Annotated in this window: 9 protein-coding genes; 5 read left to right on the forward strand and 4 right to left on the reverse strand. The window is 58.5% G+C overall.

All coding sequences use genetic code 11. The features are described 5' to 3' along the window. The first annotated feature begins 213 nt into the window (after positions 1-213). The 3 genes from I2E69_RS12810 to I2E69_RS12820 all read left to right on the forward strand — a co-directional run bounded on the left by I2E69_RS12810 (position 214) and on the right by I2E69_RS12820 (position 4,744). The gene (locus I2E69_RS12810; protein WP_195461622.1) at positions 214-894 is read left to right on the forward strand and encodes a response regulator transcription factor; all 681 of its coding nucleotides are present in this window, start codon (positions 214-216) and stop codon (positions 892-894) included. Further along, entirely contained in the window at positions 872-2,320 is a 1,449-nt protein-coding gene (locus I2E69_RS12815) for a sensor histidine kinase (protein WP_195461623.1), read from the forward strand. Before I2E69_RS12810 ends, I2E69_RS12815 begins: the two co-directional genes overlap by 23 nt. 153 nt (positions 2,321-2,473) lie before the next feature. Then, positions 2,474-4,744 carry an inorganic phosphate transporter gene (locus tag I2E69_RS12820; protein ID WP_195461624.1) on the forward strand — a complete coding sequence of 757 codons (2,271 nt, stop codon included), beginning with the start codon at positions 2,474-2,476 and terminating at the stop codon, positions 4,742-4,744. Between the two features lie 263 nt (positions 4,745-5,007). Here the strand turns inward: I2E69_RS12820 and I2E69_RS12825 are convergent, their stop codons facing one another. Together I2E69_RS12825 and I2E69_RS12830 are read right to left on the reverse strand one after the other, a co-directional pair. Continuing rightward, a complete protein-coding gene (locus I2E69_RS12825) occupies positions 5,008-5,400 on the reverse strand; it encodes a DUF2721 domain-containing protein (RefSeq protein WP_195461651.1) in 393 nt (130 codons plus the stop codon). A 328-nt stretch (positions 5,401-5,728) separates the two neighbouring features. Next, the gene (locus tag I2E69_RS12830) at positions 5,729-6,166 is read right to left on the reverse strand and encodes a PepSY-like domain-containing protein (protein WP_195461625.1); all 438 of its coding nucleotides are present in this window, start codon (positions 6,164-6,166) and stop codon (positions 5,729-5,731) included. A gap of 233 nt (positions 6,167-6,399) precedes the next feature. Between I2E69_RS12830 and pflB the strand changes: the two genes are divergently transcribed. Next, positions 6,400-8,631: a formate C-acetyltransferase gene (gene pflB / locus I2E69_RS12835; RefSeq protein WP_195461626.1), complete on the forward strand. Its 2,232-nt coding sequence runs from the start codon at positions 6,400-6,402 to the stop codon at positions 8,629-8,631. A gap of 94 nt (positions 8,632-8,725) precedes the next feature. Then, on the forward strand, positions 8,726-9,451 hold the full coding sequence (pflA, locus tag I2E69_RS12840; protein ID WP_195461627.1) for a pyruvate formate-lyase-activating protein: 726 nt from the start codon (positions 8,726-8,728) through the stop codon (positions 9,449-9,451). Positions 9,452-9,521: 70 nt separating this feature from the next. Here the strand turns inward: pflA and I2E69_RS12845 are convergent, their stop codons facing one another. Further along, positions 9,522-10,433: an endonuclease/exonuclease/phosphatase family protein gene (locus tag I2E69_RS12845; RefSeq protein ID WP_229095512.1), complete on the reverse strand. Its 912-nt coding sequence runs from the start codon at positions 10,431-10,433 to the stop codon at positions 9,522-9,524. Positions 10,434-10,456: 23 nt separating this feature from the next. Then, positions 10,457-13,879 carry a BACON domain-containing protein gene (locus tag I2E69_RS12850; RefSeq protein ID WP_195461628.1) on the reverse strand — a complete coding sequence of 1,141 codons (3,423 nt, stop codon included), beginning with the start codon at positions 13,877-13,879 and terminating at the stop codon, positions 10,457-10,459. Positions 13,880-13,946: the final 67 nt, after the last annotated feature.

Genomic DNA, 13,946 nt, shown 5'->3' on the forward strand with positions numbered 1-13,946 from the left:
TGTTCCCGGCCTTTGCCAAAAAGCCCCGGGTAAAACAAAAGTACAATTTTATATCATATCTGCAAAAAATAACACGCCGCAGAAATCATTACGCTCCATAAATCCGGTCAGACGATCCCGTCTTAAAACATTACATTTCGGTTAAATATCGCACGGGGAACATGCAACATCGGCAATGTTACGTAAATTTGTCACGGATTCAAACCCGCATTTATGGCAAAACACAAAATCCTGGTAGTCGACGACGAAGAGTCGCTGTGTGAAATCCTGCAGTTCAACCTCGAAGTCGAAGGTTATGAGGCCGACGTGGCGTACAGCGCCGAACAGGCCCTGCGGATGCACCCCGAACGTTATTCGCTGATCCTGCTGGATGTCATGATGGGCGAAATGAGCGGTTTTCGGATGGCGCAGATACTGAAAGCCGACCCTGAAACGGCCAAGGTCCCCGTGATCTTCTGCACGGCGAAGGACACAGAGGACGACACGGTGGCAGGGCTGAACATCGGCGCCGACGACTACATTACGAAGCCCTTTTCAGTCCGCGAAGTGCTGGCCCGCGTACGCAGCGTACTGCGCCGCACGGCCGTTACACAGGTCGAATCGGAAAACATCCGCTTCGAAGGGTTGGAGATGGACCTCCGGCGCAAAGTCTGCACGCTCGACGGGCAGGAACTCCAGCTCACCAAAAAGGAGTTCGAAATCCTCGCCCTGCTGCTCTCGAACCGGGGTGTGATCTTTTCACGCGAGGAGATGCTGCGCCGCATCTGGAGCGACGAGGTAATTGTCCTCGACCGCACCATCGACGTCAACATCACGCGCCTGCGCCGCAAAGTCGGCCCCTACGGGGAACACATCGTAACGCGTCTGGGCTATGGTTACGGCTTCGAAGAGTAGGCTCTCCTACCACCGGCGGCTGTTCCTGCTGCTCATCGTCTTTTCGTGGACGCTGGTGGGATGTTTCATCCTCTTCCAGTACGGCCGCGAAAAGCACTTCAAGGCCGAACAGCTCGACGCGCAACTGCAACTCTTCAACCTGCGGCTGCTCGACGCCGCAGGCGAAGGCACACCGCCCGACGCTTTCATCGCCCGTCACGGCAACCCGTACAAAGACCTGCGCGTGACGCTGATCGACCGCGCCGGACGTGTCATCTTCGACAATTCGCTCGACACACTGCCGGACGCCAACCACCTCGACCGCCCCGAGGTCGCCGAAGCATTGGCCCACGGCAAAGGTTACACCATCCGCCGCCATTCCGAGAGTACCGACCGCAACTATTTCTATTCGGCGATGCAGGGCGACAGCTGCATCGTCCGTTCGGCCGTGCCCTACTCCGTACCGCTGGGCGAAATCCTAGCCGCCGACCGCGAATTCCTCTGGGTCATGCTGGGCATAACACTGCTGATGAGCGTTGCGGGCTACTTCGCGACACGCCGCCTGGGACAGAACATCACGCGGCTGAACGAATTCGCCCAACGGGCAGAGCGGGGCGAGCCGATCGACAATCTCCAGGCATTCCCCCACGACGAACTGGGCGAAATATCGAGCCACATCATCCGCCTCTACGCCCGCCTGCAGAAGACCACCGCCGACCGCAACCGCGAGCACGCCCTCGCGCTGCATGAACAGCAGGAGAAAATCCGCATCAAGAAACAGCTTACCAACAACATCAACCACGAGCTGAAAACCCCCGTCGCGGCGATCCAGGGCTACCTGGAAACCCTGCTGGCCAACCCCTCGCTCGATGTGCAGAAACGCACGGATTTCCTGGAAAAAAGCGCAGCGCAAACCGAACGGCTGCGCCGCCTGCTGGCCGACATCTCGACCATCACACGCATGGACGAAGCGAGCCAGCTGATCCAGAAGGAGCGCGTCGTACTGAACGACCTGGTGGACGAAATCGCCGCCGATATGCTCCTGAAACCCGCCGACGAACGGCTGCGGGTGAATATCGACTTCCCGGAACAGGTCGAGATCGTCGGCAGCCCGTCGCTGCTGGCGTCGATATTCCGCAACCTCGCGGACAACGCCACGGCCTATTCCGGCGGACGCGACATCTTCATCCGGCTGGTTTCCAATACCCCCGAAGCGTGCACGATATGTTTTTCGGACAATGGTATCGGCATCGGCGAGGAACACCTGCCGCACATCTTCGAACGCTTTTACCGCATCGACAAAGGCCGTTCGCGCAAGCAGGGCGGGACGGGGCTGGGGCTGGCTATCGTCAAAAACGCCGTCGTGATCCACGGAGGTATGATCACGGCCCGAGACCGCGAGCGCGGCGGACTGGAATTCGAATTTACGCTGAAAAAACACAGTTAGCCATCCCCCGTACGGCAACCCGGCTTATCGCCCGTGGCCGGACTTCAACCCTTTTACAGCCGTCTCCGGAAGTTTCACCGCTCCGCAACTGCGCCTTAACAGCTTTGTAACATCCGTTTCTGACCTTTGTACCGGAAAAAACCGATACGAATTATGTCCCCACTTTTCACCGCAATCGTTGTCATCCTGGCTCTGCTGGCCGTGATGGGCATCGTCGTGGGCGTCGCGAACGACGCCGTCAACTTCCTCAACTCGGCCCTGGGCTCGAAAGTCGCACCCCGCCGCGTGATCCTCTGGGTTGCGGCGGCAGGCATCCTGATCGGCACGCTCACGTCGAGCGGCATGATGGAAGTTGCCCGCAGCGGCGTTTTCTACCCCGGGCAATTCTCTTTCCGGGAGATCATGATGCTCTTCCTGGGCATGATGCTGGGCAACGTATTGTTGCTGGATATCTACAACACACTGGGGCTGCCCACCTCGACTACCGTGTCGATGGTCTTCGGCCTGCTCGGAGCCGCCGTCGCCGCCGCACTTTTCCGCATCGCCGGCGACCCGGGGACTTCGCTGCAGGACCTCTCGCAATTCATCAATACGGGCAAAGCCATGGTCATCATCGCGGCAATCCTTTTGTCGGTGGCGCTGGCCTTCGCGGCGGGAACGCTTTTCATGTACATTTCGCGCCTGATCTTTTCGTTCCGCTACGCTGCGGTCTTCCGCCGCTGGGGAGCCGTCTGGTGCGGCATTTCGCTGGCCGGAATCCTCTATTTCGCATTGTTCAAGGGACTGAACAACTCGGGGCTGATTCCGACCCATATCTCGGAGTACGTCGGCGGACACGTCGTGCTGACGCTCCTCGCATTCTGGTCTGCGGCATCGCTCCTCCTCTACCTCTTCCAGCGCATGCGTTTCAACATCATGCGCATCACGATCCTTTCGGGAACCTTCGCGCTGGCGCTGGCCTTCGCGGGCAACGACCTGGTAAACTTCATCGGCGTGCCGCTGGCAGGTTACGACGCCTGGCAGATCGCCCGCGAAGCAGGCAGCGAAACGATGATGATGGGAGCGCTCGAAGGTCCCGCACGCGCAAACTTCCTCCTGCTGGGCATCTCGGGCATCGTCATGGTGCTGACGCTCTTCTTTTCGAAAAAATCGCAGCATGTCACCGAAACCGAACTGTCGCTCGCCTCGCAGCACGAAGGCGACGAACGCTTCGGCTCGACGCTCGTTTCGCGCAGCCTCGTGCGCGCGACACTGGTGATGAACACGATGTGGACCGGGCTGATTCCGGCACGGATGCAGAAAGCCATCAACCGGAGGTTCGAACCGCTGCCCGTCGAAGAGCGTTCGTCGGCCCCCTACGACATGGTGCGCGCCGTGGTGAACCTTACCGCCGCGTCGATCCTCATCGCCATTGCCACTTCGTACAAACTCCCGCTCTCGACGACCTACGTGGTCTTCATGGTAGCCATGGGCTCGTCGCTCGCCGACCGTTCGTGGGGCCGCGAAAGCGCCGTCTACCGCATCACGGGCGTAATGGCCGTGATCTCGGGCTGGTTTATCACGGCGCTCGGCGGATTCCTCATCGCGCTGGCCGTCACGGCTCTGCTGCTGTGGGGCGGCTGGATCGCCGTGGTTGCACTCACGGCAATCTGCGCCTGGCTGCTCATCCGCAGCCACCGCAAAACGCCCGAATTGAAAGCGGCGGACGAGAAAATCCAGCTGCCGCTCGAAACCGCCGAAACCCCGGACGAAGTCCTGTGCGCCTGCATCGGCGAAGTTTGCAGCACGATGCAGGAGGTCACGCGCATCTACAACCGCACGCTGGTCGCCGTTTTCAAGGAGAACCGCAAGGTGCTGAAGGAGATGGTACGCGATTCGAACAAGCTCTTCGAGGATGCCCGCATCCGCAAATACAACATCATGCCCACGCTGCGGCGCCTGCAGCAGTGCGACATCGACACGGGGCATTTTTACGTACAAGTTACGGATTACCTCTCGGAAGTGACCAAGGCGCTGATCCACATTACGCGACCGTCGCTGGAGCACATCGACAACAACCACGAGGGCATGTCGAAGGAGCAGATCGTCGACCTGATGCGGGTCAACGACCAGGTGGAAACGATCTTCGACAAGATCAACGACATGCTCGCCTCGAAAGACTTCTCGGACCTCGACCTGGTACTCGAAATGCGCGACAAACTTTTCGACACGATAGTCGGGGCGATCAAGAGCCAGCTAAGGCGTATCAACGGCAACCCTTCGGGCAGCACCCGCGCCAGCGTACTCTACCTCACGATTCTCAACGAGACCAAGACGATGATGCTCCAGTCGCGCAACCTGCTGAAATCGCAGCACTATTTCCTGGAAGCCCAAAATAATGCCGATACCCCATCATGCAGACAATCCACCCAAACCCTCCTTTGAAAAAGAGGGTTTCAAAAAGCACCGCGTAACGAAAACGTAACAGGGCCGTCATTTCGCTGAAACGACGGCCCCGTATCTTTGCAATGTGAAAACCGGAGAACCGGATTCACAAGTTGGTTTTAGGTTACATAAGTAGGTTAGTGGGAGATGCAGTGACGGGATGTCGCGGCATCTTCGTTTTTCAGGAGTATGCCTGAAAAACGAAGATGCCGCAGGCAACATACAGACAATCCCTCTAAATCTCCCTTTGAAAAGGGAGACTTTTATTTCTCCATGTCCTTCAAGTGAATTTCGAGCGCCCGGACCGAAATCTGTATTTCCCAGAGCGAAACGCCCAGCGAGGCAATCAGCAGCAACAGCGCAGCGCCGAAAACATAGGCCGAAAGCAGGACCAGCCCTACATAAAGCAAGAACATCGTCACCACACACAGGAACAGGCTCGACACGCCCAGCGCCTGCATCGTACGCGTGAGGTGGAGCCGCCGGCGCAGGTTGTCGATCTGTGCACGCGTCACCTTCGAGGGGTGCTGCAAATGCTGCTCCTTGAGCGTGCGCACCAACTGGGCATAAGAGAGGAACCGGTTCGTATAAGCCAACAGGATCAACGATACGGCCGAGAACAGGAGAGCGGGTGTTGTCAAAGTCAATTCTTCCATCATGCGCGGATTTTATACGGCAAAGGTAGGCAAATATCCCGGTCTTCGCCTCCCGGAATCCGGTTTTCACAGAAAACGCGGGCCGCAGCGGCAGATTAAGCCCCTGTTTACTGCCTTTGCAACCAAACAAATACCGACCAAGCTTACAACCTATCCCGGCGAACGCCCGACAACCTGCAGAAACTGGCCGAACCGACGGCCCGCAATACTCCGGCTGATCCAGGGATTCGGTTATAAGATCGAAAAGGAATAATCCGAAAAAAGCGGCGGGACCCGAGGGCCGGATGCGCAACTCAAACCCCCGGGCCGTAATCCGTCGCATCAATCGTCAATGGTCGGTTTCGACCAGCCGGAACTTGCGGTTGAATTTCAGTTCCAGGCCATTGCCGAGGGTGACCTCATGGGTGCGGCTGTCGCGTTCGATACCGCGGACATGCTGTCCCGGGTAGTTCGCAGCCACGAATTTCTGGATCGGCTGCGGTATCAGCCCGTCAGGAACCGCACCGCCGGGCCGTTCGATATCGGTCCATTCGCCGCGGGCATCGAAGTCCAGCTTCGTGCCGTCGGCCAGCTTCACTTCGTAACTCGGGGCAACCCCCTTCTCCATTAGGGCCGAAACCACTTCGACATCGCCGAAATACTTTTTCACCAGCGTCCGCGCCGCATCGGGCAGTTCGTGCATCTTAACGGGAACTTCATCGCCCTCGGCAAATACCGCCGTCGCAAAAAGGCCCGCTCCCAGCAGGGCCAACAGAATTTTTTTCATCGTTTATCGTGTTTCTCTACACCACCTGCCTGCAAAAGCAGGGCCACAAACGTCACAATGCCGTCTTGTAACTATTCCATCGCCCCGACAGCCCTGTCAATACCTGATCGTAGGTATTTTTTAAATTTTTATAAAAATTTGTAAGCGCTCCTTGGTTAGTGTGAAAAAAATAACGTATCTTTGCGGGCCGAAATAGGACAATTATAATCGCAAAACGAACAATATCATCATTTATGGAACTGAACAAAACCTTCTTCATCGACGGGCTTTGGAGCAAAGAGATCAACGTGACGAGCTTCGTACAGACCAACATCACCCCTTACCTAGGCGACGCATCGTTCCTCGCAGGACCGACCGAACGTACGAAACACATCTGGAACCTCTGCCTGAAGGCCCTCGAAGAGGAGCGTCAGAATAACGGCGTCCGTTCGCTGGACAACAAGACCGTTTCGACCATTACCTCGCACAAAGCCGGTTACATCGACCGTGAAAACGAACTGATCGTGGGCCTGCAGACCGACGAACTGCTCAAGCGCGCCATCAAGCCCTTCGGCGGCATCAACGTCGTATCGCGCGCCTGCAAGGAGAACGGCGTGGAGGTCGACGAAAAGGTAAAGGATATCTTCACCCACTACCGCAAGACGCATAACGACGGCGTGTTCGACGTTTACACCGAGGAGATCCGCTCGTTCCGCTCGCTGGGCTTCCTGACGGGTCTTCCGGACAACTACGCCCGCGGCCGCATCATCGGCGACTACCGCCGCCTGGCCCTCTACGGAACCGACCGCCTGATCGAGGCCAAGACCGAAGACCTGCGCAACCTCACCGGCCCGATGACCGACGACCGCATCCGCCTGCGCGAAGAGGTCGCCGAGCAGATCAAGGCCCTGAAGGACATCCGCACGATGGGCGAATACTACGGCCTGGACCTCAGCCGCCCGGCGCATTCGGCGCAGGAGGCCGTGCAGTGGGTCTATATGGCTTACCTGGCCGCTGTCAAGGAGCAGGACGGAGCCGCCATGTCGCTGGGTAACGTATCGTCGTTCCTCGACATCTTCATCGAATACGATCTCTCGCACGGGGTGATCGACGAAACCTTCGCCCAGGAGCTGATCGACCAGTTCGTCATCAAACTGCGTATGGTGCGCCACCTCAGGATGCAGTCCTACAACGACATCTTCGCCGGCGACCCGACGTGGGTGACCGAAGCCCTCGGAGGACGTTTCAACGACGGCCGCACGAAGGTTACGAAGACCTCGTTCCGTTTCCTGCAGACGCTCTATAACCTCGGCCCTTCGCCCGAGCCGAACCTCACGGTACTCTGGAGCCCCGAACTGCCCGAGGGATTCAAGGACTTCTGCGCCAAGGTTTCCGCCGACACCAGTTCGATCCAGTATGAGAACGACGACCTGATGCGCGAAGTCCGCCACTCGGACGACTACGGCATCGCCTGCTGCGTATCCTACCAGGACATCGGCCGCCAAATTCAGTTCTTCGGCGCCCGGACCAACCTGGCCAAGGCCCTGCTGCTGGCTATCAACGGCGGCCGCTGCGAGAACACCGGCACGCTGATGGTCAAAGGCATTCCGGCCCTTTCGGAGGGTCCGCTGCGCTTCGAGGAGGTGATGCGCAACTACAAGATGGTGCTCACGGAGATCGCCCGCATCTACAACGAGGCGATGAACATCATCCACTACATGCACGACAAATACTATTACGAGAAGGCCCAGATGGCATTCGTCGACACCGATCCCCGCATCAACCTCGCCTATGGCGTGGCCGGTCTTTCGATCGCCCTCGACTCGCTGTCGGCCATCAAATACGCCCGTGTGACCGCCCGTCGCAACGCCGAAGGACTCACCGAAGGATTCGACATCGACGGTGAATTCCCCTGCTACGGCAACAACGACGACCGCGTCGACCACCTGGGCGTCGACCTCGTCTACTACTTCAGCGAGGAACTCAAGAAACTGCCCGTCTACAAAGGCGCCCGCCCGACGCTGTCGCTGCTCACGATCACTTCGAACGTGATGTACGGCAAGAAGACCGGCGCAACGCCCGACGGACGCCTCAAGGGCGTGGCCTTCGCCCCGGGAGCCAACCCGATGCACGGACGCGACAAGAGCGGCGCCATCGCTTCGCTCGCCTCGGTGGCCAAGATGCGCTACCGCGACGCGCAGGACGGCGTTTCGAACACCTTCTCGATCGTGCCCAAATCGCTCGGCCCGACGGCTGAAGACCGTGTCGAGAACCTCGTGACGATGCTCGACGGTTACTTCACCAAAGGCGCCCACCACCTGAACGTCAACGTACTCAACCGCGAGATGCTGGAGGACGCCATGGTGCACCCCGAGAACTATCCGCAGTTGACGATCCGCGTGTCGGGCTACGCTGTAAACTTCACGAAGCTGAGCCGCGAGCACCAGTTGGAAGTCATCAGCCGCAGTTTCCACGAACGCATGTAACGGTTTAAGGAGCCGCTTTTAGGGGCGGGGCCGGATTCGCATACCGGAATCCTGTTTGCGCCCGAAACCCCTTATTCAAAAACAAGGAACAATCATGATTCGCGTGCATTCTTACGAATCCATGGGAACATTCGACGGGCCGGGACTCCGGCTCGTCGTTTTCCTGCAAGGCTGCAATTTCCGCTGCCTCTACTGCGCCAATCCCGACACGATCGAGGCCGGGGAAGGCAAGTTGACCGACCCCGCCGAAATCCTGCGCATGGCCGTCGACCAGAAGCCCTTCTTCGGAAGGCGCGGCGGCGTGACCTTCTCGGGCGGCGAGCCCACCTTCCAGGCCGCGGAACTCGTGCCGCTGGTCAAGGCGCTGAAAGAAGCGGGCATCCACGTCTGCATCGACACCAACGGCGGCGTGTGGAATCCGGCAGTCGAAGAACTGTTAGGGCTGGCCGACCTGGTACTGCTCGATATCAAGCAGGCCGACCCGGAGCGCCACCGCGCCCTCACCGGACGGGAAAACGCCCAGACGCTCCGTACCGCCGAATGGCTCGAAACCCACGGGAAACCGTTCTGGCTGCGTTACGTACTGGTTCCGGGTTACAGCGACGCCGAAGCGGACATCCGCACGATGGGCGAACGCCTCGGCGGCTGCAAGTCGGTCGAACGGGTCGAACTGCTCCCCTACCACACCCTCGGGGTCCACAAATACGAGGCGATGGGACTCGAATACAAGCTCCGCGACGTACGGGAAAACACGCCCGAACAGCTCGACCGCGCGGCGGCCCTGCTGCGGGAATACTTCCCGACGGTGGTGGTCAACTGACCCCGCCCCGAAAACACGGAAACGCCCCGGATGTCGACATCCGGGGCGTTTCTCGTCTATATGCTTCGGGTCAGAACAGCACCGTCAGCAGGATCGGGTAGTGGTCGGAAACATACGTCACGCCGTAATTGTCGGTCAGCGTGCGGAACGACATGGCCATCTTCGTATTGCGGTAGAAGATGTGGTCGAGGTTCCGGGTCGCAGACGGTGTTCCCGAACCGAAGTTATTGAAACTGTAAGCATCTCCCGCAGGAGCGATATCGCGGCCCACTTTCATCCAGTCCCGATAAGGCTTCAGCGCCTTCTTGCCGTCGTCGTTGGCCTCCGCGCAGTTCATGTCGCCGACGATGAAACACATTCCCGAATCGCCCGCAAGTTTCTTCATCCGCTCGACATTGAGATTCGCACTGTTGACGCGCGCCTGGATGTACGGTTCGTTGGGATAGGTAGAGTTGGTCCGCACGGGCATGTGCGTCGAGAGAAACCAGAACTCCTTGCCGGTCTCCTTCTCTTTCAGGTGAACCCAGACTGAAGTCCGCCATTGCGTATCGCCCACGTCCCAGCAGTTGGAGGGTTTTTCGGGCGTCGGGCTGAGGAAGAAATAGCCGTTGTCCACCAGCGTGAAGCGGTCCTGACGATAGATCAGGCAAGTGTTGCCGCCCTTTCCGTCGCCCGTTCCCGGAACCTCCATGTAGGCATAGTTCGGAAGGTTGGTCTTCAGGTAGGTCCGCTGCGCCGTGCGCGGTTCCTGAAGGCCGACCACATCGGGCTGAACGGTGTTGATCATCTTCACGACGGCCGCCTTGCGCACATCCCAGTTCGTATCGCCCTCGTCGCCGGCACTGTTGTAACGGACATTGAACGACATCACTTTCAGCGTGTTCGACGCGCCTCCGCCGGGTCCTTCTCCCTCATCCTTATTCGACGAGCACGCCAGGGCGCACATTGTAATTCCACAAAGCAGATACTTCAGTGTTTTCATAGCTTTTTTTATAGTTGTTTAGGTTAGTCCTTGGTAATCACGATGTCGTCGAAAAAGTGACGGCCGGTACCTCCAAATGTGATCTTGGTGTCTTTAGTGGCTCCCGTGACTTTAACCGAGCAATCATACCAGCGGATATAGTCGGCACACATCTGATCCGAAGTCGCCTGATCAACCGTCGTAGCAGCCGTGCCTGTCAGCGATTCGGGGAAATAATTTTCCGAACCCACCGTACCAGCGCCTGAAGCCGTGATCTTGATCGTCATGTTGTCAGGTGCGAGACTTGTAGCACCCACCAACAGCACTGCAGCCTTGAAGCTGACCGTAATATTGGTCGGCGTATCGCCCAGCAACTCCAAAGCGGGGGTTGTCAAACTGCTGGCGGCATCCGTATTACCCGTTCCGATTCGGACATATCCGGGCATTTCGATAACTCCGCTTCCGGCAACTGTCCATCCCATAGGAGGCGTATATTTTACACGCCAACCGGCAAACATCTGCCACGAAGGAGCGAAATAGTCGGGACCCCAGAAACCATCATCGAAACCTTCGGTCAGCACTACGTTCTCACCCGACGGCAACTGCGAGTAATGATAAGCACGCCGCTCGTGAGTCTGAAGGTAGAAGCCGTTGATAAAGAGTTGTTCATGCTTAGGATCAATCGCCACACCGGCATTCTGGCATTCATTATCGGCCTGTACGATCTTCATATAGAGATAACCGCCTTCGGACACAGCGTTACTCTCCGGCAAATTGAAGTAAGCGGTACGATAGCCGAGCGTACCCGCACTCCCGGCATTCGGAAAGATCACCGTTCCCGGATCTTCATCAGGCCCGATGGGCGTTGTCACTCCGGTACCCGGAATACTGTATACCTTCACCCCATCATGCCACGTGGTTTCGTCGGTACTCCAAAGCAGCTTCCAGTTTTTCGGCAGGTTATCAGCCGCACGACCGAACCAGCCGAAGCCGAAGCGCAAATTACCTACAATACGTGACGTAGCCTTAATTTTGAATACCAAACCGTTCTCCTGCCAGTTATCTCCGCCCCAACCCGTCGTGTAAAGACGAGCGTCGTACATATTGGGTGCAGGGGCTTTATTAGTTCCGTAGCAGCCCCAGGTAAAGTCGGTCGAGGTGTCGCCGACCTTGTAGATCGAATGACCATCGGTATAGGTAACGGTCTTGGATGCCTGGTCAAAAGTCGCATTGCCGATGGTAAATTCCTTCGTTTTGCCGAGCGGATAAAGGTGTCCGTCGATCGGCGTGATGGCATAGACCGCCTGTCCGAAGCGGGTTCCGGTCATGGCTGCAAGGTCCCCGACGGAGGTCGGCAGCAGGAACGAAGCTCCGGCAAGGCCCTTCACCGCGCCGCGCTTCTGCGGAACGGCCGCCGAAGCGAACGACGCCGAAGCATAGGTCTTCATCGTATAGACGGTATGGTCTTCCAGTTCGAGCGAGACGCTCCCGCCCATGGTCTTCGCCAGGTCGGCATCGACCACCTGCGATTCGGGCAGCGCGACGAGCATCGCCTCACAGGCCCCGGCATTCAGCTCGGCCACCGAAACCGCTTTGTAAGCGGGGATTTCGGAAGGAGCAGCGGTCTTGGTCACCTTGTCGGCGGCCTTCGGAGTCACCACCAGCAATCCGTCGGCATCGGTTGCAAGCTGGGCGTCTTTCACGACCACCTCAACCTGGTCGCCTGCTGCGAAACCGTGGTTCGCCAGCTTGACGAAGATACCGGCATCGGCATCCTGCACGGCGAAACAGTCGGCCGGAACATTGTCCACAGCCACCACGCGGGCCTGTATATAATAGTTGTCGCTGATCGTCACCGTTCCGGCGCCCTTCATGGCGCGAACGACCGAAACATCGGTCTTCACGGGATCGTCGGCGCTCGGACGCTGCGGCTCGCCCTCGACCTCGAGCACGATATCGTCGAGGAAGAAGCGCACGTCATCCGTGCTGGAAGCCATGTCGGCGGAAGTGATGGTGATCTCCGTCTCGGGCGTCGCATTGCGAACATATACCGTGAAGGGCTTGAACTCGTTGTTGGCCACACCCTCGAGCGTGCCGCCTTCAACCGTCGCGCCGCTCACGACGTCGGCCTTCACGACCACACCGGGATCGGTCGGCACGCCATAGGCGTCGACCATCGCCGAAGCGAGGAACGTGAGTTTAAGATCGCTCTTCGAAATGCGCATCGTCTCGAAACGCGACGCCAGTTTGATCGTGTAGGCCCCCTGCGTATAACGGGTGACGAGCGCCTCGTCGCCGCGGCCCACCTGCAGGAAGCCGGGACGGGTCCAGCAGGAGACCACGTTCACGATACCGGACTGTTCACGCGGGAGCGCATAGGTTCCGTCGTTCCACGACGACATGAAGTCGAGCGGAATGTCGATATAGGCGGCTTTGGCGTCGATCACATCGTCGAAACCGGTCGAGAAGACCACGGTTTCGTCATTCATGTCCGGAACCGAGGTCGGTTCGGCCTTGGCCTTCGTGACGCAGAACGCACTCTGGTAAGCCACGGTCTTGTTTGTTGCCGAGGTGCTCGCCTTGGAGCCGTCGGTGCAGCGGTGGCGAATCCAAAGTTTGCCGCCGGCCGGAATTTTCTTGCCCGCCGGAATGGTGAAGTCGATCGTCTTCCAGGTGGCGTCCGAAGCTCCGCCGGAGCTGGCCCCGTCGAACGCCGTCCAGTTCTCACCGTCGGCGCTCCACTCGAAGGCCCACGCATGTCCGGCACTCTGGGTTCCGTCGCGGCGGCTGCCGTAGGAGTAACGCAGGTCGCCCGACAGTTCGTCCTTCACCGGAATTTCGAGTTGGAGGGCATCGCCTGTCTCCCACTCCCCGAGGACAACGCCCCGCTGGAAATACCAGTTCGTCGTAGGATTGGTGTGGGTCTTGGTGCTGAACTCCATCACGGTCGGAGTGCCCGTCCGGCGCAGGATCATGCCGTCGTCGAAGTAGCAGGCGGCTCCCTCGATAAAGGCATTGTCCAACGCGAGGTTGGCATCGATACTGAACGTCTGGGAAATCGGGAAGTCGTAGCCGTCGCCGCCGCCGATCGTGCCGGCGCCCTGCGACAGCAGGATCGAAGCCGCGGAGGACTCCGATTCGGTGATTACATTAACATAGGTAGTACGCCCGCTGGTCGAACGGTTGCGCGCGACTTTGAGCGTCACGGCGGTATTACCCATGCCGCTGGTCTCGCTGGCCGTGACCCAACGGATCGACTCGCCGGTCGCGGGATCGGTAAAGTTGATGCGCCAATAGGCGTTGCTGGTCACATTGAGGGTTACATCCTCGCCCGCTCCGTCAGCGGTCAGGTTCTCCTGCTGAATGCCCACCCGGCCGACGCTGTCGACTTCCGGGTCGTCGGAACAGGAAGTCCCGGCAGCCAGTAAAGCCGCTGCCGTGCATATCCATAACAAATACTTTTTCATAGCTGTGAGATAAAGGTTCATTTTGGGTTTCAACAATCCGGTCCGAAGTACGGGATCATTCCCGGCC

The sequence above is a fragment of the Alistipes sp. D31t1_170403_E11 genome (assembly GCF_015553985.1).
GTDB classification, from domain to species: domain Bacteria; phylum Bacteroidota; class Bacteroidia; order Bacteroidales; family Rikenellaceae; genus Alistipes; species Alistipes montrealensis.